Source organism: Janthinobacterium sp. GW821-FHT03C08 (genome assembly GCF_059420905.1).
The window spans coordinates 87,602-112,858 of record NZ_JBWKUP010000004.1; the positions used below are offsets into that span (position 1 = coordinate 87,602).

Below are 25,257 nucleotides of genomic sequence, written 5' to 3' on the forward strand. Positions count from 1 at the left end.
GCGCGGCCTGCCTTATTCCAGCAGGGCGGCGATCGCCAGCGGCGTGCCGCCGGTGAGGACCTGGCCCCCGTCCGGATGCGCATGGAAACGGAAGGCGTAGACGCGAAAGCCGCTGGCGGCGTCGCCGGGAAAGGCGGGGCCGTCCTGCGCCGCCAGCGGTGTCGCCGCGCCATCGCCGCCCTGGTAGCGCACCTGCGCCGCATCCGTCCTCGCATACGCAAACTGCACGCCGGCGCAGCGCTTGCCGCCAGCGCTGCCGGCGTAGCGCGTATAGGCGAGGAACTGTTCGCAGGCGGCGCGCAGGTCGGCCGCCGCATACACGCCGTCGGGCCGCGTGACGATGGAGACCCACGCTCCCCAGGCGATCTGCCCCGGCTTGCGGTTCCAGGTCAGCTCCGCGTTGTCGTCATAGGCGGCCTTGGAAAACGGGAAAACGGCGCGGCCCAGCGCATCGAGCGGCAGCGCCAGCTGCGCATCCTTGCCGTGCAAGCTCAGGCGCAAGCCGTCCGTGGACACGCCGGCGTCGCGCGCGCGCAGGCGCAGATGGTTTTGCAGCAGTTGCTTGGGTTTGCCGTACTTCTCGAACCAGATCATGTGGCGGTAGGCGTCGCGATACGCGATCCAGTCGCCGCCTTCCTGTGCGCCGGCGAACAGGGGCAGCAGTGCCAGGGCGAGTAGCAGGGGCTTGCGCATGGCGCTTAGAACCGGTAGCCCAGGCCGCTGGACCAGGTGATGACGTTGCGCCGCCCGATGACGGGACTGCCGGCCGGCCCGCTGCCCAGCCGCGTGCCCGTGACGGCGCTGTTGAGCAGCCACTTGCTGCTCAGCGCCCAGTTCCAGTTGACGCCCGCCTCGATGGCGGTGACGCCGCCGGCCGGGCGGTAGTCGCGCGCGCCGCCGGCAGCAGCGCTGACGGCGTAGCGCTCCTCCATCACGGCGCCGCTGGCCAGCGACACGCCGGCCGACACGGTCACCGCATGATGGGCCGCCAGCGACGGCAGGGTCTTTTGCACGGCAAGCTGGGCGCGCCAGCCGTGCGCGCTCGTGTCGTACGCCAGGTTCGACGTGACGCGCGTCTGCTCGCCCAGGTAATAGCCATAGAAGCCGCCCACGTCGGGCGTGCCCTTGATGCGCCGCGTGCCGCGCAGGCGCCAGCCATCTTCCGGATCGCGCGCGTTGCTGGCGGCCAGCAGCGGGCCGTATTCCACGCCCGGCGTGGCCGACAGGTGCATGCCCGCCACGCCGCTGGCCGAGACGAACACGCCGTTGCTCCACTGGACCTGCAGCAGTGGCCGCAGGACGGCGGCGCGCGGCGCGCCATCGTCCGTCGCGGAACTGCCCGTGATGGCCGCTCCCACGTACATATCCCTGCTCCCGTCGGGCATCATCTGCGCGCTGGCGCCGCCGGCCAGCAGCAGCGCCGGCAGCAACAGCCGGGGAGAAAAACGGGGAGCGAACTTGTTCATGCCATCCTTTAAAAACCGAAACGGACACCGAGCGCGAGGCGGTTCATCGTGCTGTCGAGTCCTTCGTATCTGACTGTCGGGGCGTGCTCCCATTCGAGCTGCAGCGCCACGTCCTTGTTGATCTGGTAAGCCGCTCCCACGCTCGCGTACAGGCCCGTCTTGCCGGCCGATTCACCGGGCGGCGCATTCTTGCCGTCGATGGAGAATTTGACGCGGCTGCGCGCCATGCCGGCCTTGGCGAACAGCGACCAGTCCTCGTCCAGGTGCCAGGTGCCGCGCGCTGCCAGGTAGGCGGCGCTGGCGCGCACCCTGAGCCGGTAGCCGGGGTCGAGGTCGAAGCTGGTCGCGCCGCCGCTGGCGCGGTAGCCGCCCTCCAGCGCCCAGGCCGGCGTCAGTGCATGGCCGGCGAAGACGCCGAAAGGCAGCGCCTTGCCGCTGGCGTCGCGCTGGCTCGTCGCGCCGCCGGCCGCATACTGGATCTTGCCGTCGCTGGACGGGCTGACGTTGGCGCCCACGTACAGGCCTTCGGCGTGGACGAGCGAGGTGGCGGCGACGGCGAGCAGGGTGCTGCATGCAAATTTTTTCATGTTCGGATTCCGGTTGAGGTAAGAGCCATGAATCTTAGGCAAACATCGTCCCGGAATCCGCCCGTGTTTGTCCTTGAATTGTCCTCAATTTGTAGGCCGCATTTGTATAGAAAGTGTAGCAATGTGTACCGGATTGTCGAATTTGCCACAGGCGCGCCGCGCTCCACTACAATACGCCACAAAAATGGCGGCGCGGAGGAGCGATGCAAGGTGTCATGCTGGTGGAAGACGATGCGCGGCTGGCCGCGCTGGTCAAGGAATACCTGGAGCAATATGACTATGCGGTGGACGTGGTCACGCGCGGCGACCAGGCCCTGGCGCGCTTTCGCGATACCCGGCCCGAGCTGGTGATACTCGACCTGACCCTGCCCGGCGTCGACGGCCTGGTGGTGTGCCGCCAGCTGCGCCAGCTCAGCGCCGTGCCCATCCTGATACTGACGGCGCGCGAAGACACCTTCGACGAAGTCTCGGGCCTGGAGCAGGGCGCCGACGACTACGTGAACAAGCCGATCCAGCCGCGCGTGCTGCTGGCCCGTTTGCGCGCGCTGCAGCGGCGCGGCAGCGCGGCGGCCGGCAGCGATATCGTCATCGGCCAGCTGCGCGTGTCGCGCGAGAACCGCGCCGTGCACTGGCGCGGGCAGGAAGTCGCCATGAACAGCGCCGAATTCAAGCTGTTTGCCATCCTGGCCGACGCCGCGGGCAAGGTCATGTCGCGCAATGACATCCTCGTCAAGATGCGCGGCATCGAATTCGATGGCCTCGACCGCAGCATCGACAACTGCATCTCGCGCCTGCGCCGCAAGTTCGACGATGCCGCCGCCGAGCGCATCAAGACGGTGTGGGGCGAAGGCTACCTGCTCACGCCCTCGGCCTGGGAATGAACCGCCTGTTCTGGCGTTTCGCGCTGCTGGTGCTGCTGGCCATCGCGCTGGGCAGCGGCGTCATTTACTTCACCTTCAGCCGCCTGTTCGGCGACCCGCTCGAACATATCGCGCGCGACCAGGCGGCCGGCCAGATCTTCCTGCTGGAGCAGTACATCGACCAGGCGCCCGCCGACGAATGGCTGCCGCGCCTGAACAAGGTGCGCGAAGTGTCGGACGTCACGCTGGAGCTGCAGCCGCTCGCCGCCGTGCTGGCGGCGCTGCCGGCGACGCAGCGCGCGCCGCTGCTGCAGGGCGCCGTCGTGATGGACGTGGGCGGCAAGGGCTTTTACCGCCGCGTCGACGTCACGGGCGCGCGCTATGCCGGCAGCGACGACGACGTGCTCCACGCGCAGAAGCTGCCCATCGACGTGGGCCAGGCGCTGCGCATGGAAGCGATCCGCTTCGCCGTCATCGCCCTGTGCCTGCTGCTGCCCCTGGGCTGGTGGACGCGCGCGCACGGGCGCAGCCTGGCGGCGCTGTCGCGCATGGCCGACGATTTCGGACGGGGCGACCTGAGCGCGCGGGCGCGGGTCAGCCCCGCATCGAGCATCGCGCCGCTGGCGGGCCGCATCAACGACATGGCCGGGCGCATCGGCTCCCTGCTGGAGGCGCGCAAGCATTTGCTGCTGTCGGTCTCGCACGAGCTGCGCACGCCGATCACGCGGCTGGAATTCGGCCTGGAACTGCTGGCCGCGCGACATGCGGAAGGCCAGCCCGACCTGCAGCGGCGCGTCGACGCCATGGGCGCCGACATCGAGGAACTGAAAACCCTCGTCAATGAGCTGCTGGGCCTGATGCAGCTCGATCATGCGCAGGCGCTGCCACGCCAGTCCTTCGCGCTGGCGCCCCTGCTGCACGCCTGCCTGGCGGCAGCCTTGCCGCGCCAGGTGGACGCCTGCATCGCCGCCGACCTGGGCGAGCTGCGCGGCGACCCCCGCCTGCTGGCGCGCGCCGTCGGCAACCTGCTGGGCAATGCGGCCAAATATGCCGTCGCGCGCGTGGCGCTGTCGGCCGTGCGCGACGGCGAGGTGCTGCGCATCGTCATCGACGATGACGGTCCCGGCATTCCCGCCGGGCAGCGCGAACGGGTGTTCGCCCCGTTCTACCGTCTGGAGCGCGAGCAGGACCATGCGGCCGCGGGCCACGGCCTGGGACTGGCCATCGCCGCCAGGGCCGTCACGCTGCACGGCGGCGCCATCGCCATCGACGATTCGCCGCTGGGTGGCGCCCGCTTCACTATCTGCATTCGGCCATGAGCGCCGGCGCATCGCGCTTCTGGCGCTGCGCCATGTAGGAACTGCCCATGGACGCGGCCATGATCATGGCAATCGCCAGCCACTGCCCGGCGCCCAGGCGTTCGTCCAGCAAAATGTACGCCAGCATGGCGGCCACGGCCGGTTCCATGCTGCTCATGATGCCGAAGGCTTGCGGCGTCAGCCGTTTCAGGGCCACCATTTCCAGCGAAATCGGTATCGCGCTGGAAATCAAGGCCACTCCCAGGCCCACGCCCAGCACGACGGGCGAGAGCAGGGCGGCGCCGCTGTGCATCACGCCCACGGGCACCACCACCAGCGCGGCCATGGTCAGGCCGAGGGCGACGGAATGGCCCGCGTGCAAATGGCTGGCGCGCTTGCCGAAGACGATGTACGAGGCCCAGCAGACGGCCGCGCCCAGGGCGAACAGCACGCCGGTCGGATCGAGATTGCTGACGTCGTGACCCAGCGGCAAGAGCAGCGCCAGTCCCGCCACGGCCAGCGCCACCCAGACGAAATCGAGCGGGCGACGCGAGGCCAGCAGGGCCACGGCCAGCGGACCGGAAAATTCGATGGCCACGGCGATGCCGAACGGGATCGTGCGCAGGGCCAGGTAGAAGCACAGGTTGGTCATGCCCAGCGCGGCGCCGTACAGGGCCACCGTGCGCAGGTCGGCGCGGCTCAGCGGCCAGCGCCACGGGCGCCAGAACAGCAGCAGCAACAGGGCGGAAAAGCCCACGCGCACGGCCGTCGTGCCTTGCGCGCCCACGAGCGGAAACAGGCTGTGCTTGGCCCACGAGGTGCCCAGTCCCAGGCAGGTGACGGAGCCGAGGATGGCCAGCAGGGGGATGAACGAGGCATAGCGGCGCAATGGCATGGTGATAAAGGGCTTGATATGGGAATGGCGAAAGTTTATTGTGTCTGATCCGATATTTGCACTCCATTTTGACCACCATGACGCAACTTTCGCTCACCAGTGCGGCCCCGTCCGTCACGCTCGACGCCTTCGACCTGGCCATCCTCGACCTGCTGCAGCATGACAACACGACGTCGCAGCGCGACATCGCCCAGGCCGTGCACCTGTCCGCGCCGGCCGTGCAGCGGCGCATCCGGCGCCTGCGCGAAAGCGGGGTGATCCGTAACGAGGTGGCCGTGCTGGACGCCAGCCGCCTGGGCCGGCCCCTGACCCTGACGGTGGAAGTGCACCTGCACGACGAGCACCCGCTGCGCACGGCGCGACTGCGTTCGCGCATCCTGGCCGAGCCGGCCATCCAGCAGTGCTACGGCATCACGGGCGAGGCGGACTATCTGCTGATCATCACGGCCAGCACCATGGCCGAATACGAGGCCCTCACGGAGCGCCTGTTCGGCGGCGACGACAACATCCGGCGCTACCGCACCTCGGTGGCCTTGACCTGTCTCAAGGTGGGCCTGCACGTGCCGCTGGGCCGCTAGCGCTACAGCGCCAGCACGCTCATGGCGCCGGCGGCGCCCAGTGCCATGGCCGCCGCCGCCAGCGACAGGGAAAAGCCGTGGCCGGGGCTGTACAAAGCGCCGGCCACGAGCGGGCCGGCGATCTGCCCGGCGCCGTAGGCCAGCGTCATCCTGGCCAGCAGGCTGGAACCCGTCTGGCGGGCGATGCGCTGCGCCGCCGGCATGGCGATGGTGACCGTGCCCGTGAACGTGGCGCCCACGAGGATGGCGCTGAGCAGGTAGCCGGCCGCGTTGTCCAGGAACACGGGCAGGATGACGCCGGCCGCCTGCAGCAACAGATTCCAGCACAGGGCCCGGCGCGTGCCGAGGCGGTGATGCAGGCGGTACCACAGGAAGCAGGACGGCGCCGCCCCCAGGCCGAACACGGCCCACACGTGGGCCGGGTCCAGTTCCGGCAGGGCGCTCCTGACGAGGGTGGGCAGGTAGGTGGCCGTGATGATGTAGCCGAAGCCGGCCAGGCCGTACAGCGCCACCAGCGGCGTGGGCTGCACGGGCGCCAGCGGTGTCGCGTCGATGGGTTTGCTGTCAAGCACGGTGTCCGTTCCCGTCGCCAGCAGGCCCCGCGCGGCGGCCAGGCCGGCCAGCAGGCTGATAATGCCCAGCAGCAGCCACAGTCCGCCGCTGTGCAAGCCCGCCCACGTGCCCAGCGCCAGCACTTCGGCGGAAACGGCGATGCCGAGGCCGACGCCCGCATACAGCAGCGGCGCGCTGCGCGGCTGGCGGCGCTGTTCCAGCAGCCACAGCGAGGCGGCGATCATGGCCAGCGCACTGAACACGCCGGCGATGCCGCGCACGAGGATCAGCAGCGGCGCCGACGTGACGACGGCGAGGATGGCCAGGCAGAACGCCGTGCCCAGCATGGCCCACAGGCACAGCCGGTGCGCGCTGGCGGCCCGGGCGCGCATGCCCAGCAGGGCGCCCAGCAGATAGCCGGCGTAGTTGACGGACGCGGCCCAGCCGCCCTCGGCCAGGCTGATCAGCCCTTCGTCGATCATGTGCGGATAGATGGCGGTGAAGGCGAAGCGGCCGAATCCCATGCCGATGGCCATCACCAGCGCCGCATCGACGGCCTGGCGCAGCGGTGACGGGGCGGGCGCGGCGCTCATGCGGCCGCCGGCCACAGCTGGGCCGCGAGGTTCTGGAACGCGGGCACGTCGAAGCCGTCGCGCCACACCAGGCAGGTGTCCAGCGGCCCCAGCGCGATGCTGGGCAGGGCGCCCGCCGCCGGACTCAGCTGCAGCACGCTGGCCGGCAGCACGGTGACGCTGGCGCCGGCCGCTACGCAGGCGATCATGGCGTGGTAGGAACCCATTTCCTGGATTTGCCAGTCGCCGCTGCCGACGATGCCCAGCCAGCGCTCGGCCGCGCCGCGGTAGGTGCAGCCTGGCGGAAAGGCCGCCAGCGAGCGCGGCCGGACGTCGCGGGCGGCCTGCACGTCGGGAGTGCCGGCCGGCAACAGCAACAGCAGGTCTTCCGTCCAGATGGCCCGCGCCTGCAAGCCCATCTCGGCCAGCTCGTCGCGTCCGTCCGGGGTGGGCGGCAGGGCGGCGAAGGCGCAGTCCAGCTGGCCCGTGCGCACTTGCTCGACCAGCTGGCGCGACGGCCCCGTCTGCAAGGTGAGCCGCGTGGCCGCATGCTGCGCATGGTAGCGGGCCAGCACGGCGGGCAAGCGGCTGGCGGCCGTGCTTTCCATGCTGCCGATGCGCAGGCTGCCGCCGTCGCGCCCGCCCGTCACCGCCTGGCGCGCCTCGTCTTCCAGCGCCAGCATGCGCGTGGCATAGTCCTGGAAGCGTTCGCCGGCGCCGGACAGGGCGATGCGCTTGCCCGTGCGCGCGAACAGCGCCACGCCCATGTCCGCCTCGAGCTGCTGGATGCGCGTCGTGACGTTCGACGGCACGCGCCCCAGCCGCGCGGCCGCATTGGTAATGCTCAGTTCAGCGGCGACGGCGCAAAATATCCTTAACGATTCGGAATCCATATGATTTCTCCATTGAGAATGATATTATATATTCATTCTTAATTTGAGAATATTCATTTGATTCTTGTCACTGGAAGGAAACGGCCATGTCCCCATCCCCGCATTTCTTTGAACCGTTGTCCGTGCTGCATCCGCTCGTGCAGGCGCCGATGGCGGGCGTGTCGACGCCGACCCTGGCCGCCGCCGTCTCGAATGCCGGCGCCCTCGGTTCGCTCGGCATCGGCGCCAGCTCGCCCGCGCAGGCGCGGCAGATGATCGCCGAGACGCAAGCCCTGACGGGAAAGCCGTTCAATGTCAACGTGTTTTGCCACGCCCCGGCCCGCCGCGATGCGGTCCGCGAAGGGGCCTGGCTGGCCCACCTGGCGCCCCTGTTCGCGCAGGCGGGCATCGCCGTGCCGGCCGCGCTCGAGGAAATCTATCCCTCGTTCAACCATGATGACGAGGCCCTGCGCCTGCTGCTGGCGCTGCGTCCCGCCGTCGTCAGCTTCCATTTCGGCCTGCCGCCCGCGGACAAGCTGGCGGCGCTGCGCCAGGCGGGCATCCGCACCATGGCGACGGCGACGAATGTGCAGGAAGCGGCCGTGATCGAACGGGCCGGCATCGACGCCATCGTCGCCCAGGGCGTGGAAGCGGGCGGGCACCGGGGCCTGTTCGATCCCGACGTCCCCGACGAGGGCCTGGGCATGGCCGTGCTGGTGCGCCTGCTCGTCAAGCGCGGCACCTTGCCCGTGATTGCGGCCGGCGGCATCATGGACGGCGCCGGCATCCGCGCCGCCCTCGACCTGGGCGCGGCGGGCGCCCAGCTGGGCACGGCATTCATCCTGTGCCCGGAATCGGCCGCGTCTGCCGCCTACCGCGAGAACCTGCAGAGCGAACGGGCGCTGCACACGCGCCTGACGGCAGCGCTGTCCGGCCGCCCCGCGCGCGGCATCGTCAACGCGCTGATCGCCCACGGCGACGCGGCTGGCAGTCCGCCGCCCGCCGCTTATCCCGTCGCTTACGATGCCGCAAAACAATTACACGCCGCCGCCGCCAAGGCCGGTCATCACGGCTACGCCGCCCATTGGGCGGGGCATGGCGCGCCCCTGTCCCGCGCCATGCCGGCGGCGGACCTGGTGCGCACCCTGCTCGACGAGATGCGCGCAGCAGGCGCGGCCCGCTGATTTTCCTGGCCGATGGGGGATCGTGGACAGGGAATGGCCGTCGCCACGCTGACCCTGGCGCGGCCGGACGGCGGCATGGCGGGCTGAGCCCCGCCTAGGCGGCTGCCCGCCGCTGCAAGTCCAGTCCCAGCGCCGCCTTGCGCAGGCGGCCGTTGCGGCGCAGCGAGGCGAAGGCGGCGCGCGTGTCGTACATCAGCTGGTAATGGTAGTAGTTGACGTGCTCGAGCACGGCAAAGGCCAGCAAGCCATATGTCCATGCCTGGTCCGCCTTCGTCGCGGCCCCGCCGGTCACGGCAGCGAAGCCGGCCACGGCGGCGATGAGGGGCAGGTTCGCCTGTTTCAATACGCGGTACAGGGGCTGGAAAGACGCGGGCAAGGGCTGGCGCCGCACGACCGAGTCCAGCTTCAGGTGCCAGTACAGCACCCCCTGCAGCAGCAGGAAGCTGACGAGGACCAGGGCCGGCAGGCGCATGTTCCACGCCACGGGAGTCGCGGACTGCTGCCAGTTGAAGCACAGCAGCACTGGCAAGGCCACGCTGCAGAAGGCTTCGGCATTGCGCAGGTAGCGTAGCCGGGCGGGTAGGGTAGGCATGCGGTCGATGGAAAGTATGGATTTGTCAACTCTAGCACGGCGCCGGCTGGCTGTCGTGCCCGGATTGCGGTCGGGCCGGGGCGGCAGCGCCCGCCGGGACGCCACGGGCAGGGGCGCCATGGCGCAGGCCTGTGATCCGGCGCCACGGCATGGCACAATGCGGCATCCGCACCCCGGTGCCCACGTGATACTGACGACAGGACTTCCATGACCCGCGCCATCCTCGATGAAACCCAGATCCATCCCGCCGCCCGCCCCTTGATCGGCAGCAAGCACGCAGACATCGTGCGCGAAGTGCAGGCCGCCATCGCCGCGCACCAGGTCGTGGTGGTGGGCATGGCCCTCAATCCCTTTCCCCGCAAGGCGCGCAAGATCCTCGACGTGCTGGGCACGCCGTACACGTATTTGCAATATGGCAGCTATTTGAGCCAGTGGCACCGCCGCAATGCCCTCAAGATGTGGACGGGCTGGCCCACGTTTCCCATGATTTTCGTCAATGGCGTGCTGATCGGCGGCGCCAGCGAACTGCAGCAGCTCGTGGAAAACGGCGAGTTCAGCGCCATGCTGGCAAAAAAGGTGCGCGAGTTCTGACGTGCTTGCTTACTCGCCCGGCCGCCACGGCGAGGTGCGCGTGCGCAGCGGGTCGAGCAGGCTGCGCAGGTCGTTGTGGTCAAGCTCGTACATCAGCGCAATTAAACTGCCCAGCTCGCCCGAGGGGAAGCCCTCGCGCGCGAACCAGCCCAGGTAGTGGCCCGGCAAATCGGCCAGCAGGCGTCCCTGGTATTTCCCATACGGCATTTCGCGCGTGAGCAGCAGCGCCAGTTTTTCTGAATTCATGCGACGACTCCGGTTTTGAGCGGTTCAGTGTAGCAGATCTCCTAATTCTTGATTTTGGCGCAACTATCTTCTGCCTGGCGAAGTATTTTTCGCAACAAGGAAAACCCCGATACTGCATGCCATTCCCTTTTACCGGAGTTTGCCATGCCCATTGCCTTGCTCGCGCTGACCCTCAGCGCCTTTGCCATCGGAACCACCGAGTTTGTCATCGTCGGGCTGCTGCCCACCATCGCCGCCGACCTGGGCGTGAACCTGCCGTCGGCCGGCCTGCTGGTCAGCCTGTACGCGCTGGGCGTCGCCGTCGGCGCGCCCGTCCTCACTGCCCTGACGGGCAAGATTCCCCGCAAGACCCTGCTGCTGTCCCTGATGGTGCTGTTTACCCTGGGTAACTTGCTGGCCTGGAAGTCGCCCGGCTATGAAACCCTCGTCATCGCCCGCATCCTGACGGGACTGGCGCATGGCGTGTTCTTTTCCATCGGCTCGACCATCGCCACGTCCCTGGTGCCGAAGGACAAGGCGGCCAGCGCCATCGCCATCATGTTTACGGGGCTGACCGTGGCGCTGGTGACGGGCGTGCCGCTCGGTACCTTCATCGGCCAGCATTTCGGCTGGCGCGAAACCTTCCTGGCCGTCTCCGCCCTGGGCGTCGTGGCCTTCCTCGGCAGCCTGCTGTACGTGCCGTCGAACATCGCCCACAGCAAGCCGGCGTCCCTGCTGCAGCAAGTGCAGGTGCTGGCCCAGCCGCGCCTGCTGCTGGTGTACGCCATGACGGCCATCGGCTATGGTGGTTCCTTCATCGCCTTCACCTACCTGGCGCCGATCCTGCAGCAGGTGGCCGGCTTCAGCGCCGGTGCCGTGGGCGTGGTGATGCTCGTGTACGGCGTGTCCGTGGCCTTCGGCAATATCTGGGGCGGCAAGCTGGCCGACCGGAAAGGTCCCGTCAGCGCCCTGAAACTGATCTTTCTACTGCTGGCGGCCGTCCTGCTTGTGTTGACCTTCACGGCGCCGCATCCCGTGCTCGTCGTCGCGACCGTGCTGCTGTGGGGCGCCGTCGCCTTCGGTAACGTGGCTGGACTGCAAGTGTATGTCGTGCAGCAGGCGGAACACTTCACGCCCCGCGCCGTGGACGTGGCGTCCGGCCTGAATATTGCCGCCTTCAACCTCGGCATCGCCGGCGGCGCCTGGGGCGGCGGCCTCATCGTGGAGCACCTGGGCCTCGTGCACACGGGCTGGATCGGCGCCCTCGTCGTGCTGGGCGCGTTCGGCCTGACGACCCTCAGCGGCCGCCTGGACCGTTTGCATCCCATTCCCGTGCGTGCCGGCGGCGACAAGTCGCTCCATGCCGTGGGCCACTAAGCTGTAAGCTGGCCCGAGATTGGCCGGGGCCGCGGCGCCCCGGCTGTCCCGCTCCCCCAGGTCCTTGCTGGCAGAAAACAGCAAAACGGGGGAGAATAGCGTTTCCCTTCCGCTTACCCCCTCCCGCCATGTCCGATACCGCTTCATCTTCCCTGCGCCTGCGCGCCGACATCAATCCGAAACCGCTGGGCGTCGCGCTGCTGCTCATCGTGCTGGGCGCGTGCTACCTGGCGCAGGCGGTCGGCTTCAACCTGGCCGCCCTGTACGTGGTGGGCGCTTTGCTGGGCATCACCCTGTACCACGCGGCCTTCGGCTTCACGTCCGCCTGGCGCGTCTTCATCGCCGATGGCCGCGGCGACGGCCTGCGCGCGCAAATGCTGATGCTGGCCGTGGGCGTGGCGCTGTTCTTCCCCGCGCTGTCGGCCGGCACCCTGTTCGGCACGCCCGTCGCCGGCCTGGTTTCTCCCGCCGGCACCTCGGTGATCTTTGGCGCCTTCATCTTCGGCATCGGCATGCAGCTGGGCGGCGGCTGCGCTTCCGGCACCTTGTATACGGTCGGCGGCGGCAGCACGCGCATGCTCATCACCCTGGCCGCCTTCATCGTCGGCTCCGTGATCGGCACGGCGCACATGCCGTTCTGGACGTCGCTGCCGCAGCTGCAGCCCATTTCCCTCGTTACAAGCCTGGGCCTGGTACCGGCGCTGGCGCTGAACTGGAGCGTTTTCGCATTGATCGCCGGCATCACGGTGTGGGTGGAAAAACGCCGCCATGGCAAACTCATCACACAGGCATTGCGCCCGGCGCACGCGTCGCCCTGGCTGCATGGCCCATGGCCGCTGGTGGCGGGCGCCGTTGCGCTCGTCGTGCTGAACTTCGCCACCCTGGCCCTGTCGGGCCGTCCGTGGGGCGTGACGTCCGCGTTTGCCCTGTGGGGCGCGAAAGCGGCGTCCGCGATCGGCATCGACACGGCCAGCTGGGCCTACTGGTCCACCAAGGCCAACGCGGCCGCGCTGGCCGCGCCGATCACGCAGGACAAGACGTCCGTGATGGACATCGGCATCGTGCTGGGCGCCATGCTGGCGGCCGCGCTGGCCGGCCGCTACGCGCCAGTGTGGCGCATCCCGCGCCGCTCGGTCATCGCCGCCGTCGCCGGCGGCCTGCTGCTCGGCTATGGCGCGCGCCTGGCCTACGGCTGCAACATCGGCGCGTATTTCAGCGGCATCGTCTCGGGCAGCCTGCACGGCTGGCTGTGGCTGGTCTGCGCTTTCCTGGGCAACGTCGTCGGCACGCGCTTACGTCCGTGGTTCGGCCTGGAAGTGGAGAAAGTCAAGCCGACCGGCTGCTGAGGCCGGCATAAACAGGGGCTTTGCTGTATATTTCGGCCCCTGTTCCCCTTGCCGCCAGCGTATCGCCCATGTCCCCCCTCATCCTGTTTGCCGTCGTCCTCGCGTATTTCCTGATCCTGCTGGGCGTGGCATGGCGCACCTCGCGCCACGCCACCAATGACAGTTTTTTCATCGGCAACAAGGACAGCAACTGGATGCTGGTGGCCTTCGGCATGGTCGGCACGACGCTCACGGGCGTGACCTTCATCAGCGTGCCCGGCGCCGTGGGCAGCAACGGCTTCGGCTACCTCCAGCTGATGCTCGGCTATGTGCTGGGCTACCTGGCCATCACCTTCATCCTGCTGCCGCTGTACTACCGGCTGCAGCTGACCTCCATCTACCGCTACCTGGAAGTGCGCCTGGGACGGCGCGCCTACCAGAGCGGGGCGGCGTTCTTCATCCTCTCGCGCCTGCTGGGCGCCACGGCGCGGCTGTATCTGGTGGTCAATATCCTGCAAGCGACCATCCTCGACAGCCTGGGCGTGCCGTTCTGGCTGACATCGTGCGTCGTGCTGCTGCTGATCCTGCTCTACACGTATGAAGGGGGCGTCAAGACCATCGTCTGGACCGATACCCTGCAAACGGCGTGCATGCTGGCCGGCCTCGTCATCTGCAGCGTGTTCCTGCTGCGCGCGATGGACCTGTCCCTCGTCGACAGCCTGGAGCGCATGCGCGCCCAGGGCCTCACGCGCATCTTCACCACCGATCCGGACAGCCCCGCCTACGTGTGGAAGCATATTCTTGCCGGCATGTTCATCACGATTGCCATGACGGGCATGGACCAGGAGATGATGCAAAAGAATATTTCCGTGCGCACCTTGCGCGATTCGCAAAAGAATATGCTCAGCCTGACCGTCGTGCTGACGGGCGTGCTGCTGCTGTTCCTCTTCCTCGGCGGCTTGCTGCACCTGTATGCGCCGCTGGCGGGCGTGACGGCCACGGGCGACAAGCTGTTTCCCGCCGTCGTGCTGGGACACTTTCCCGCCGTCGTGCAGCTGATCTTTTTCATCGCCCTCATTTCCGCCCTGTTTCCCAGCGTGGACGGGGCATTGACGGCGCTCACGTCCACCTTCTGCATCGACATCCTGGGCCTGCAGCGGCGGGCGGATTTGAGCCCGGCGGCGCAGATGCGCTGGCGCCGCCGGGTGCACCTGGGTTTTTCCGCACTGTTCCTGATCCTGATCATGGCCTTCAAGTGGCTCGATGATCCCAGCATGATAGGCGTGATCCTGAAGCTGGCAAGCTATACCTATGGCCCGCTGCTGGGCCTGTTCGCCTTCGGCCTGCTGAGCCGGCGCGGCGTGCGCGACCGCTGGGTGCCGCTGGTGGCCGTGGCGGGACCGCTGCTGTGCGCGCTGGTCGAGCAGGAGCAGGCGCGCCTGTTCGACCATTACCGCCTCGGCCTGGAATTGCTGATCCTGAATGGCGCCCTGGTGCTGGCGGGACTGTTCCTCATTTCCACCCCGGCAGCGGCGGAGGAAGAGGGCGCAGTAGCGTTGTCAAAATAGGACGATACGGGCCGTTTTCAGTTATATTGGTTTCCTTTAGGTAAATAACCTCACGGAGCCTTCATGTCACTCAACCCGTTCCCGCCGCTGCGCCGCGGTTTTGGCGCTTTCTGGCGCGCGCTGGACGCCACCCGCCGCGCCGTCTTCAACCTGATCTTCCTGCTCATCGTCATCGCCATCCTGATCGCCATCTTCGGCGGCGGCGCCAAGCCCCTGGGCGAGAAGACCACCCTGGTGCTGGACCTGCAAGGCCCGCTGGTCGAGGAAACCCCGGGCGGCGTGCGCGAAGCGGTGCTGGCCAACGTCAGCGGCGAGGTCAAGAAGAGCGTGCAGCTGCGCGACGTGCTGGCGGTGCTGGAGACGGCATCCAAGGACAGCAATATCGGCTCCATGGTCATCCTGCTCGATGAATTGCAGGGCGGCGGCCTGGCTTCGCTGCGCGAAGTGGCGGCCGGCGTGGAACGCTTCCGCGCCACGGGCAAGAAGGTGACGGCCTGGGGTTCGAGCTACAACCAGCGCCAGTACCTGGTGGCGGCGAAGGCGGACGAAGTGTTCGTGCACCCGATGGGGGGCGTCATGCTGGAAGGCTTCGGCCGCTACCGCAACTACTACCGCGATGCGCTCGACAAGGTGGGCGTGACGGTCAACCTGCTGAAAGTGGGCACGTACAAAAGCGCGGCCGAGCCCTTCATCGCCAACGGCCCGTCCGACGCGGCGGCCGAGGCGGACCGCTACCTGAACAGCGGCCTGTGGACGACGTACACCACCGACGTGGAAAAATCGCGCAAGCTGCCCGCTGGCGCCATCATGCAGACCATCGACAACCTGCCCGCCATGATGACGGCGGCCGGCGGCGACATGGGCAAGCTGGCCCTGAACGGCAAGCTGGTCGACGGCCTGAAGACGCGCGATGAACTGCGCCAGTTCATGATGGCGCGCGGCGCGAAAAACGCGGAAGGCACGAATTTCCGCCAGATCAATTACACGGACTACCTGGCGCGCCTGCGCCCCGTGCACATCGGCGACGCCGTCGGCGTCGTCATCGCCTCGGGCGAAATCGGCGACGGCATCGCGCCGCCGGGCGCCATCGGCGGCCTGTCCACCTCGCGCCTGATCCGCCAGGCGCGCGAAGACAAGTCGATCAAGGCCGTCGTGCTGCGCGTCGATTCGCCGGGCGGCAGCGCCTTCGGCTCGGAACTGATCCGCCGCGAACTGGAACTGACGCGCGCCGCCGGCAAGCCCGTGGTCGTTTCGATGGGCAACGTGGCCGCTTCCGGCGGCTACTGGATCAGCACCTCGTCCGATGAAGTCATCGCCGACGCGGCCACCATCACGGGTTCCATCGGCGTGTTCGCCATCTTGCCGACGGCCGACAAGGTGGTGGAAAAGCTGGGCATCCACACGGCCGGTTCGCCCACCACCTGGCTGGCCGACGCGGGCAACCCATTGCGTCCGCTCGATCCGCGCTTCGCCGAAGTGATCCAGGGCTCGATCAACCACGTGTACGGCGACTTCCTGAGCCTGGCGGCGAAGGCGCGCAAGACGACGCCGGAGAAAATCAATGAAGTGGCGCAGGGCCGTGTGTGGACGGGCCTGCAGGCCAAGGACCGCAACCTGGTCGACCGCATCGGCAGCTATGGCGACGCGCTGGCGTCGGCCGCCAAGCGCGCCAATCTGGGCGCCGACTACCGCGTCACCTACCTGGAGCAGGAAACCTCGAACGTGGACCGCCTGATCGGCATGTTCGGTTCCAAGGCCATGGCTTCGCTGGGACTGGGCGAGCACGTGAAGCTGGGCCTGGCCGCGACGGGCCTGCCGGCCGACGCGGCGCTGGGCATGGCGCAGGACCTCTCCTGGCTGTCGGGCATCACGCGCGAACGGAAACCGTTCATGGCGCTCACGCACTGCCTGTGCGAGGTGCCCCTGGGCGGCAGGTAAGGGCCGGCCTGGCACCGTGATTTGACACCCCAAGCCGGCTTTGCCCGGCTTGTTTTCCATCCAGGGCACAGACGAGGAGCACAGCATGGCAAGCGACATGAGCGGAGAAACCGGCACGGCGATCAGCCTGCGTCCCTGCGTGAAGGGCGACGAGCAGGCGCTGGCGCTGGTGGGGCAGGCCACCTTCCTGGAAGCGTTTGCGGGCATCCTCGACGGCGCCGACGTCATCGCCCATTGCCAGCGCCAGCACGACGCGCAGCTGTACCGCGACTGGCTGGCGCTGCCTGCCATGCGCCTGTGGCTGGCCGAAGCGACGCCGGGCGGCGCCCCCGTGGGCTACCTGGTGCTCAGTCCCGCCAGCCTGCCCGTGCCCGACCCGCGCCCGGACGACCTGGAAATCAAGCGCATCTACCTGCTGCACCGCTTCCAGGGCCAGCGCGTGGGCCAGCGCCTGATGCAGGCGGCGCTGGCGCAGGCGCGCGCCAGCGGGGCAGGGCGCGTGCTGCTGGGCGTGTACGCGGAAAACCGCGACGCGCTGGCCTTCTATGCGCGCTGCGGCTTTGCGCAGCTGGGGCGGCGCACCTTTCGCGTCGGCCGCACCGATTACCAGGACGTCATCCTCGGCATCGGGCTGTAAAGCCGGGTAAAGAATTGCTACCGTTTTTGCGCGCCACTGGCACTGCGCCGCCCCGTGTCAAGGCGGCTGGCGGGAGTTTTGTAGCGAGTTTGTATCGACATGCCAGTCGCCCGCCATGCCCCGCGGCGGCGCCCCGTGGCCCCGCAAGCCCCATGTCGCCATCGTTCTTCCTGCGGGACCGTGCCGCGGCGCCCGCCGGCTGCCGGCAGCTGCCTGCGGGCGCCCGGGCAATTGTTTCAAATGGAAATGAAACAGAAACATGACTATGCTAGAGTCGTTTCACGCTAGGAAACGATGTTTTTTCAGCTGATTTTCAGCTCTTGATTTCCTGCGGCTTGATACATAACCCCGAAAAACGGTCGTCCGGTCTGAGTGTGTCCCGCCTCGGCCGGCGCCACAGACTCGCCGTGCCAGCGGCCACTACAAGGATAAGCGATGGATTCGCAGACAGCACCCAATACCCCGCGGCGCAGCCGCCGTTCGAAGATCGTCGGCAGCGTCATCGCGCTGGCAGTGATGGCCGCGCTGGGCGGTGGCGCCTGGTATCTGACCCATTCGGGCACCAGCGCGCAGGGCGCGGCCGGCGGGGGCGGTCCCGGCGGTCCTGGCGGGCCAGGCGGCCCGGGCGGACGCCGCGGCGCGCCATCGACCACCGTCGGCGTGGCCACGGCCGTGAAGTCCGACCTGCCCGTGGTGCTCGACGCGCTGGGCACGGTGACGGCCGCCTCCACCGTCACGGTGCGCCCGCAGGTGTCGGGCATTTTGAAGGAATTGAAGTTCAAGGAAGGCGGCATGGTCAAGGCGGGCCAGGTGGTGGCGCAGATCGATCCGGCGCAGTTCGAGATGGCGCTGATGCAGGCCACGGGCCAGCGCCAGCGCGACGAGGCGCAGCTGGAAAACGCGCGCCTGACCCTGAAGCGCTACCAGACCCTGCTGGGCCAGGATTCCATCGCGCGCCAGGACGTCGACACGCAGGCGGCGCTGGTGAAGCAGCTGGAAGGCACGGTGCTGACGGACCGCGCCGCCGAAGGCACGGCAAAGCTGAACCTGGGCTACACCAAGGTGGTCTCGCCCATCAGCGGCCGCGCCGGCCTGAAAGTGGTCGACATCGGCAACCTGGTGAGCACCAGCGACACGGGCGGCGTGGTGGTGGTGACGCAGCTCTCGCCCATCGACGTGGAGTTTGCCGTGCCGCAGGACAAGGTGCAGACGGTGCAGGAACGCCTGGCGTCCGGTTCGCCCCTGGCCGCGCTGGCGCTGGACCGCACGCGCACGCACACGCTGGACAAGGGCAGCCTGACGGCGCTGGACAACCAGGTCGACGTGCAGACGGGCACCGTGCGCGCCAAGGCCCGCTACACGAATGACAAGATGGCGCTGTTCCCCAGCCAGTTCGTCAATGTGCGCCTGGAACTGGGCAATATCACGGGCGCCGTGATGGTGCCCGTGACGGCTTTGCGCCACAGCAACAACGGCGACTTCGTCTACGTGCTGAAAGCGGACAAGACCGTCACCGTGCGCATGGTCACGCGGGGCCAGGCCACCACCGACATGGTGGAAATCCGCGCCGGCCTGGAAGCGGGCGAGCAAGTCATCACGGAAGGCGCCGACCGCTTGAAGGAAGGCTCGAAAGTCATGCTGGCGGGCGACAAGCCGGCCGGCGCGCATGGCGCGGGCGGCGCTGCAGCCGGCGCGAACGGCGAACGCCGCCACCGCCGCCAGCAGGCCGGCGCATCGGCATCGGCTTCCGCATCGGCTGCCGCGCCAGCCAGTGCGCCGGCGGCCGCTCCGGCGAAGGGCGCAGCGCAATGAGTCCATCGACTCCGTTCATCAAGCGCCCCGTCGCCACGGCGCTGCTGATGCTGGCCATCGTGCTGGCGGGGCTGGTCGGCTTCAAGTTCCTGCCGCTGGCCGCCTTGCCGCAGGTGGACTTCCCCACCATCCAGGTGCAGACGCTGTATCCGGGCGCCAGCCCCGAAGTGATGGGGCAGACGGTCACGGCGCCGCTGGAGCGCCAGTTCGGCCAGATGTCGGGCTTGCAGCGCATGAGTTCCACCAGCGCGGCCGGCGTCTCCATCATCACCCTGCAGTTCACCCTGGGCCAGACCCTGGACGTGGCCGAGCAGGAAGTGCAGGCCGCCATCAATGCGGGCGGTTCGCTGCTGCCGACGGACTTGCCGGCGCCGCCCGTGTACGCGAAGATCAACCCGGCCGATGCGCCCGTGCTGACCCTGGCGATCACCTCGGACACGATGCCGCTGACGCAGGTGCAGAACATCGTCAACACGCGCCTGGCGCTGAAGATCAGCCAGGTCAACGGCGTGGGCCTGGTGTCGCTGTCGGGCGGCCAGCGTCCCGCCGTGCGCATCCAGGGCGACACCAAGCTGCTGGCGTCCTACGGCCTGGGCCTCGACAGCCTGCGCACGGCCATCTCGGCGGCCAACGTGAACAGCGCCAAGGGCAGCTTCGACGGCCCCACGCGCTCGTTTACCATCAACGCCAACGACCAGTTGGTGACGGCGGAAGACTACAAGCGCCTGATTATCACGTATAAAAACGGCGCGCCCGTGCGCCTGCTTGATGTGGCCAACGTCGTCGACAGCGCGGAAAACACGCGCCTGGGCGCCTGGTCCGGCAAGCAGCCGGCCATTATTTTGAACGTGCAGCGCCAGCCCGGCGCCAACGTCATCAAGACGGTCGACGCCATCAAAGCCCTGCTGCCCGACCTGCAGGCCAGCCTGCCGCCGGCCATGAAGCTCGACGTGCTGAGCGACCGCACGACGGGCATCCGCGCCTCCGTCGAGCACGTGGAAATGGAACTGCTGCTATCCGTGCTGTTGGTGGTGCTGGTGATCTTCGCCTTCCTGCACAGCCTGCGCGCCACCGTGATCGCCAGCCTGTCCGTGCCGATCTCGCTGATCGGCGCCTGCGGCGTCATGTATTTGCTCGGCTACAGCCTGAACAACCTGTCGCTGATGGCGCTGACGATCGCCACCGGCTTCGTCGTCGATGACGCCATCGTGATGATCGAAAACATCGCCCGCTACATCGAGGAGGGTGAGACGCCGATGGCCGCCGCCCTGAAGGGCGCCTCGCAGATCGGCTTTACCATCATCTCGCTGACGGTGTCGCTGATCGCCGTGCTCATTCCGCTGCTGTTCATGGGCGACGTGGTGGGCCGATTGTTCCGCGAATTCGCCATGACCCTGGCCATCACCATCCTGATTTCGGCCGTCGTCTCGCTCACCCTGGTGCCGATGATGTCGGCGCGCTGGCTGAAAAGCCACGCCGACGAAAAGGTCAGCGCCACGGGCCGGCGCATCCAGGCCTTCTTCGACAAGGTCATCCATCAGTACGACCATGCGCTGGTCTGGGTGCTGAAGCGCCAGGGATTGACCCTGCTGGTGGCCCTGGCCACCCTGGTGCTCACCGTGATCCTGTACATCACGATTCCGAAGGGCCTGTTCCCCACGCAGGACACGGGTCAGCTGCAGGCACGCATCGAAACGTCGCAAGCCGTGTCGTACGAACGCATGGCCGCCCTGCAGCAGGCGGCGGCCAACGCGCTGCTGGCGGACCCCGACGTCGATACCCTGAGTTCCCTGGTCGGCGTGGATGCGGCCAACAATACCATGCTGCACACGGGCAGCATGCTGATCAATCTCAAGCGTTCGCGCAGCGACAGCCAGGACGACATCATGGAGCGCCTGCGGGGCCGCGTGGCCAAGGTGGCCGGCGTGACCCTGTACCTGCAGCCGACGCAGGACCTGACCATCGATGCGGAATCGGGTCCGACGCAGTACCGCGTGTCGCTCGAAGGGGCCGACACGGCCACCGTCACCGAGTGGGCCGGCAAGCTGGCCGCCCGCATGCGCGAGAAGTCGCAGCTGCGCAACGTCGTCACGGATGCGGGCGCCACGGGCGCCGCCGTCAGCGTGGCCATCGACCGCGACAGCGCCGCGCGCATGTCCGTCACCACGGCCACCGTCGACGACGCGCTGTACAACGCCTTCGGCCAGCGCATCATCTCGACGATTTTCACGGAAACCAACCAGTATCGCGTCATCCTCGAAGCGCAGCCCGGCATCGTCACCACGCCGTCCGACCTGTCGGACCTGCAGGTGCGCACGGGCTCGGGCAAGTCGACGCCGCTGTCGGCGTTTGCCAGCGTCAGCGAAAAACAGGCGCCGCTGCAGATCACGCACGTGGCGCAGTACCCGGCCACGACGCTGGGCTTTGACACGACGCAAGGCGTGGCCCTGGGCAGCGCCGTCGATGCCATCCGCCAGGCGGCGAAGGACATCGCCATGCCCGCCTCGGTGACATTGACCTTCCTGGGCGCGGCCGGCGCGTATGAAAATTCGCTGTCGAACCAGCTGTGGCTGATCCTCGCCGCCGTCGTCTGCGTCTACATCGTGCTGGGCGTGCTGTACGAAAGCTACATCCACCCGCTGACGATCCTGTCGACCCTGCCGTCGGCCGGCGTGGGCGCGCTGCTGGCGCTGATGGTGTCCGGGCAGGACCTGGGCGTGATCGGCATTATCGGCATCATCCTCCTGATCGGCATCGTCAAGAAGAACGCCATCATGATGATCGACTTCGCCATCGAGGCCGAGCGCGACGAAGGGAAAAGCCCGCAGGAAGCCATTCACCAGGCCGCGCTGCTGCGCTTCCGTCCCATCCTGATGACGACCCTGGCGGCCCTGTTCGCGGCCGTGCCGCTGATGCTGGGCTGGGGCGAGGGCGCCGAATTGCGCCGTCCGCTGGGCCTGGCCATCTTCGGCGGCCTGATCGTCAGCCAGGTGCTCACCCTGTTCACCACGCCCGTCATCTACCTGGGCTTCGACCGCCTGGGTCGCCGTTTCGGCAGCAAGACGGGCGGCGCGGTGAACCTGGACAAGCCGGCCGACAGCACGGGGAGCGCCGCGTGAACCTGTCCGAACCGTTCGTCAAGCGGCCCATCGCCACCGTGCTGCTGACCATCGGCATCGCGCTGGCGGGCATCGGCGCCTTTTTCGTGCTGCCCGTCTCGCCGCTGCCGCAGGTCGATTATCCGACCATTTCCGTCAGCGCCAGCCTGCCCGGCGCCAGCCCGGAAACCATGGCCACCTCCGTGGCCACGCCGCTGGAGCGGCGCCTGGGGGTGATCTCCGGCGTCAACGAGATGACTTCGTCATCCAGCACGGGCTCGGCGCGCATCAACCTGCAGTTTGACCTGAACCGCAAGATCGATTCGGCCGCGCGCGAAGTGCAGGCGGCCATCGCCGCCTCGCGCGTGGACCTGCCGGCCACCCTGCGCAGCAACCCGACCTACCGCAAGGCCAATCCGTCTGACGCGCCCGTGATCATCCTGGCGCTGACGTCGAAGACGCGCACGCCGGGCCAGATCTACGACGCCGTCTCGAACCTGGTGCAGCAGAAGGTGGCGCAGGTGAAGGGCGTGGGCGACGTGGAACTGGGCGGCGGCTCGCTGCCGGCCGTGCGCGTGGAACTGCTGCCGTACCAGCTCAATCATTACGGCGTGTCGATGGACGACGTGCGCGCGGCCCTGCAGGCGACGAATGCCAACCGCCCCAAGGGGGCGATTTCCGGCGACGAGCGCAGCCTGCAGATCTATTCGGGCGCCAGCACGGCGTCCGGCGGGCGCAGCGCGGCCGACTACCGCAGCCTGGTGGTGGCCTGGCGCGACGGCGCCGCCATCCGCCTCGACGACGTCGCCGAAGTGGTCGACGGCGTGGAAAACACGAATACCCTGGGCCTGTTCAATGGCGACCCGGCCGTCATCGTTCTGATCACGCGCCAGCCCGGCGCCAACGTCATCGCCACGGTGGACGGCGTGCGCGCGCTGCTGCCCGAACTGCAGGCCCAACTGCCGGGCGACATCAAGCTGCAGGTGGCGTCCGACAGCACCAACTCCATCCGCGCCTCGCTGCACGAGATCGAATTCACGCTGCTCATCTCCATCGCGCTCGTCGTGCTGGTGGTCAGCGCCTTCCTGCGCAGCGTGCGCGCCACCATCATCCCCGCCGTCGCCACCGTCGTCTCGCTGCTGGGCACCTTCGGCGTGATGTACATGCTGGGCTTTTCGCTGAATAACCTTTCCTTGATGGCGCTCACGGTGGCCACGGGCTTTGTCGTCGATGATGCCATCGTGGTGCTGGAAAACACGCAGCGCCACATCGAGGCCGGCATGGACCGCTTCAAGGCGGCCCTGCTGGGCGCGCGCGAAGTGGGCTTTACCGTGCTGTCGATCAGCCTGTCGCTGGTGGCCGTCTTCATCCCGCTGCTGTTCATGGGCGGCCAGGTGGGACGCCTGTTCCGCGAGTTTGCCGTGACCCTGTCGGCCGCCGTGATGATTTCGCTCGTCATTTCGCTCACGACCACGCCGATGATGTGCGCCTGGCTGCTGAAAAGCGGCGCGCCGCACAAGCCGCCCGGCGCCGTGGCGCGCTGGTTCGAACGCGGTTTCGAGCGCATGCTGAAGATCTACGAACACTGCCTGGACTGGGCCCTGTCCAGCGCCGCGCTGGTGATGACCATCCTCGTCTTCGTCGTCGGCCTGAACGTGTATCTGTTCGCCGCCGCGCCCAAGGGCTTCTTCCCGCAGCAGGACACGGGCCAGATCAATGGCGGCATGCGCGCCGACCAGAGCATCTCCTTCCAGGCCATGCAGGGCAAGCTGCGCGAGCTGGTCAACATCATCAAGGACGATCCCGCCGTCGCCACCGTCGTGGGGTTTACCGGCGGCGGCAGGGCAGGGGGCGGCTTCATGTTCATCGATTTGAAGCCCGCCTCGCAGCGCACCGACAAGGGCCAGGCCGTGATCGCCCGCCTGCGCCCGCAGCTGGCCAAGGTGACGGGCATCTCGCTGTTCCTCAACCCGGTGCAGGATCTGCGCATGGGCGGGCGTTCCAGCAATTCCACCTACCAGTACACCCTGATCAGCGACAACCAGGCGGACCTGAAGAAATGGGCGGCCAAGCTGGCTGACCAGATGAAGCTGCAGCCGGCCCTGATCGACGTCGACACGGACCAGGCGGAAAACGGCGTGGAAACCTTTGTTTCCATCGACAAGGACCGCGCCACGCAGCTGGGCGTGCAGGTGCGCGACATCGACAATGCGCTGTACAACAGCTTCGGCCAGCGCCAGGTGGCGACCATCTACGATGAGCTGAACCAGTACCACGTGATCATGGAAGTGGCGCCCCGCTACGCGCAAAGCCCGGAAGCGCTGCGCTCCGTGTACGTGCCGGCCACGGCCGCCACGGCGTCGGCCACGGTGGCCAACATCACGGCCGCGCGCGACCCGTCCAGCGGCAATGCGCTGGCCACGACATTGACCACCATGGTGCCGCTGTCGTCGTTCAGCAGCTTTGCCGAAAGCGCGACGGCGACGTCCATCAACCACCAGGGCGGCGAACTGGCGACCACCGTGTCGTTCAACCTGTCCGACGGCTACACCCTGGGCGACGGCCAGGCAGCCGTGGCCCAGGCGGAGGCGGAAATCGGCATGCCCGTGAACGTGCGCGGCAGCTTCCAGGGCACGGCGAAGAGCGCGCAGGACAGCAACAAGGAGCAGCCGCTCCTGATCCTGGCGGCCATCGTGGTGATCTACATCGTGCTGGGCATCCTGTACGAAAGCCTGGTGCATCCCGTCACCGTGCTGTCGACCCTGCCCTCGGCCGGCGTGGGCGCCGTGCTGGCCCTGCTCATGTTCCGCATGGAGTTTTCCATCATTGCCCTGATCGGCGTGTTCCTGTTGATCGGTATCGTCAAGAAAAATGCTATATTGATCATCGACTTCGCGCTGGAGGCCGAGCGTTCGCGCGGCCTGACAGCGGTGGAAGCGGTGCGCGAGGCTTGTTTGCTGCGTTTCCGCCCCATCCTGATGACCACCGTCGCGGCGGCGCTTGGCGCCTTGCCGCTGGCGATCGGTTTCGGCGAGGGGTCCGAGCTACGCCAGCCCCTGGGGGTCGCCATCATCGGCGGCCTGATTGCCAGCCAGTTACTCACATTGCTGACCACCCCGGTGGTCTATATCCTGCTCGACAAGCTGCGCACGCGCAGCGCCGACGAGCAGCAATTGAGCCGCATTCCTGGGCCAGATAACCCGAGCACACAATCATGAAGCAAGTAAAAC

Annotated in this window: 21 protein-coding genes; 13 read left to right on the forward strand and 8 right to left on the reverse strand. The window is 67.8% G+C overall.

The features are described 5' to 3' along the window. Window positions 1-12 precede the first annotated feature (12 nt). From AC07VL_RS06710 to AC07VL_RS06720, 3 genes are read right to left on the reverse strand one after another with little or no spacing between them, the layout of a single operon-like run. On the reverse strand, window positions 13-693 hold the full coding sequence (locus AC07VL_RS06710) for a hypothetical protein (protein WP_494805145.1): 681 nt from the start codon (window positions 691-693) through the stop codon (window positions 13-15). Between the two features lie 5 nt (window positions 694-698). Then, complete coding sequence (locus AC07VL_RS06715; protein ID WP_494805146.1) at window positions 699-1,466, reverse strand: MipA/OmpV family protein; 768 nt, start codon at window positions 1,464-1,466, stop codon at window positions 699-701. 8 nt (window positions 1,467-1,474) lie between these two features. Further along, window positions 1,475-2,053, reverse strand: a complete 579-nt coding sequence (locus AC07VL_RS06720; RefSeq protein WP_494805147.1) for a porin family protein — start codon at window positions 2,051-2,053, stop codon at window positions 1,475-1,477. Window positions 2,054-2,256: 203 nt separating this feature from the next. On the opposite strand from AC07VL_RS06720, the gene AC07VL_RS06725 reads away from it, so the two are divergent. Then, the gene (locus AC07VL_RS06725; RefSeq protein ID WP_494805148.1) at window positions 2,257-2,934 is read left to right on the forward strand and encodes a response regulator; all 678 of its coding nucleotides are present in this window, start codon (window positions 2,257-2,259) and stop codon (window positions 2,932-2,934) included. After that, entirely contained in the window at window positions 2,931-4,232 is a 1,302-nt protein-coding gene (locus AC07VL_RS06730) for an ATP-binding protein (RefSeq protein ID WP_494805149.1), read from the forward strand. Before AC07VL_RS06725 ends, AC07VL_RS06730 begins: the two co-directional genes overlap by 4 nt. Here AC07VL_RS06730 and AC07VL_RS06735 read toward each other — a convergent pair. Then, window positions 4,213-5,106: an EamA family transporter gene (locus AC07VL_RS06735; RefSeq protein WP_494805150.1), complete on the reverse strand. Its 894-nt coding sequence runs from the start codon at window positions 5,104-5,106 to the stop codon at window positions 4,213-4,215. The genes AC07VL_RS06730 and AC07VL_RS06735 overlap by 20 nt on opposite strands. A gap of 77 nt (window positions 5,107-5,183) precedes the next feature. Between AC07VL_RS06735 and AC07VL_RS06740 the strand changes: the two genes are divergently transcribed. Further along, window positions 5,184-5,684, forward strand: a complete 501-nt coding sequence (locus AC07VL_RS06740) for an Lrp/AsnC family transcriptional regulator (RefSeq protein WP_494805151.1) — start codon at window positions 5,184-5,186, stop codon at window positions 5,682-5,684. Between the two features lie 2 nt (window positions 5,685-5,686). Here the strand turns inward: AC07VL_RS06740 and AC07VL_RS06745 are convergent, their stop codons facing one another. After that, on the reverse strand, window positions 5,687-6,829 hold the full coding sequence (locus AC07VL_RS06745) for a YbfB/YjiJ family MFS transporter (RefSeq protein ID WP_494805152.1): 1,143 nt from the start codon (window positions 6,827-6,829) through the stop codon (window positions 5,687-5,689). Continuing rightward, the gene (locus AC07VL_RS06750) at window positions 6,826-7,701 is read right to left on the reverse strand and encodes a LysR substrate-binding domain-containing protein (protein ID WP_494805153.1); all 876 of its coding nucleotides are present in this window, start codon (window positions 7,699-7,701) and stop codon (window positions 6,826-6,828) included. Before AC07VL_RS06750 ends, AC07VL_RS06745 begins: the two co-directional genes overlap by 4 nt. A gap of 86 nt (window positions 7,702-7,787) precedes the next feature. Between AC07VL_RS06750 and AC07VL_RS06755 the strand changes: the two genes are divergently transcribed. Further along, window positions 7,788-8,864, forward strand: coding sequence for an NAD(P)H-dependent flavin oxidoreductase (locus tag AC07VL_RS06755; protein ID WP_494805154.1), 1,077 nt, complete (start codon window positions 7,788-7,790; stop codon window positions 8,862-8,864). Between the two features lie 94 nt (window positions 8,865-8,958). Here AC07VL_RS06755 and AC07VL_RS06760 read toward each other — a convergent pair whose 3' ends face one another. Continuing rightward, window positions 8,959-9,456 carry a hypothetical protein gene (locus AC07VL_RS06760; RefSeq protein WP_494805155.1) on the reverse strand — a complete coding sequence of 166 codons (498 nt, stop codon included), beginning with the start codon at window positions 9,454-9,456 and terminating at the stop codon, window positions 8,959-8,961. 207 nt (window positions 9,457-9,663) lie between these two features. Here AC07VL_RS06760 and AC07VL_RS06765 point away from each other — a divergent pair, with 207 nt between their 5' ends. After that, window positions 9,664-10,047 (forward strand): glutaredoxin domain-containing protein, encoded by a 384-nt coding sequence (locus AC07VL_RS06765; protein WP_494805156.1) that lies wholly within the window; start codon window positions 9,664-9,666, stop codon window positions 10,045-10,047. A gap of 9 nt (window positions 10,048-10,056) precedes the next feature. On the opposite strand, the gene AC07VL_RS06770 is transcribed toward AC07VL_RS06765, so the two are convergent. Continuing rightward, the gene (locus tag AC07VL_RS06770) at window positions 10,057-10,293 is read right to left on the reverse strand and encodes a DUF3820 family protein (RefSeq protein WP_290607223.1); all 237 of its coding nucleotides are present in this window, start codon (window positions 10,291-10,293) and stop codon (window positions 10,057-10,059) included. Between the two features lie 144 nt (window positions 10,294-10,437). On the opposite strand from AC07VL_RS06770, the gene AC07VL_RS06775 reads away from it, so the two are divergent. From AC07VL_RS06775 to AC07VL_RS06810, 8 genes are all read left to right on the forward strand, one after another. Continuing rightward, on the forward strand, window positions 10,438-11,649 hold the full coding sequence (locus AC07VL_RS06775; RefSeq protein ID WP_494805157.1) for an MFS transporter: 1,212 nt from the start codon (window positions 10,438-10,440) through the stop codon (window positions 11,647-11,649). 128 nt (window positions 11,650-11,777) lie between these two features. Continuing rightward, window positions 11,778-12,995 carry a YeeE/YedE family protein gene (locus tag AC07VL_RS06780; protein ID WP_494805158.1) on the forward strand — a complete coding sequence of 406 codons (1,218 nt, stop codon included), beginning with the start codon at window positions 11,778-11,780 and terminating at the stop codon, window positions 12,993-12,995. 68 nt (window positions 12,996-13,063) lie between these two features. After that, on the forward strand, window positions 13,064-14,542 hold the full coding sequence (locus tag AC07VL_RS06785; RefSeq protein WP_494805159.1) for a sodium:solute symporter: 1,479 nt from the start codon (window positions 13,064-13,066) through the stop codon (window positions 14,540-14,542). A gap of 63 nt (window positions 14,543-14,605) precedes the next feature. Continuing rightward, window positions 14,606-16,480: a signal peptide peptidase SppA gene (sppA, locus tag AC07VL_RS06790; protein ID WP_494805160.1), complete on the forward strand. Its 1,875-nt coding sequence runs from the start codon at window positions 14,606-14,608 to the stop codon at window positions 16,478-16,480. A 97-nt stretch (window positions 16,481-16,577) separates the two neighbouring features. Further along, the gene (locus AC07VL_RS06795; protein WP_290607213.1) at window positions 16,578-17,117 is read left to right on the forward strand and encodes a GNAT family N-acetyltransferase; all 540 of its coding nucleotides are present in this window, start codon (window positions 16,578-16,580) and stop codon (window positions 17,115-17,117) included. Between the two features lie 435 nt (window positions 17,118-17,552). After that, window positions 17,553-18,929: an efflux RND transporter periplasmic adaptor subunit gene (locus AC07VL_RS06800; protein WP_494805161.1), complete on the forward strand. Its 1,377-nt coding sequence runs from the start codon at window positions 17,553-17,555 to the stop codon at window positions 18,927-18,929. Further along, window positions 18,926-22,048 (forward strand): efflux RND transporter permease subunit, encoded by a 3,123-nt coding sequence (locus AC07VL_RS06805; RefSeq protein WP_494805162.1) that lies wholly within the window; start codon window positions 18,926-18,928, stop codon window positions 22,046-22,048. The genes AC07VL_RS06800 and AC07VL_RS06805 overlap by 4 nt, the downstream gene beginning before the upstream one ends. Then, window positions 22,045-25,245, forward strand: coding sequence for an efflux RND transporter permease subunit (locus AC07VL_RS06810; protein ID WP_494805163.1), 3,201 nt, complete (start codon window positions 22,045-22,047; stop codon window positions 25,243-25,245). Before AC07VL_RS06805 ends, AC07VL_RS06810 begins: the two co-directional genes overlap by 4 nt. Window positions 25,246-25,257: the final 12 nt, after the last annotated feature.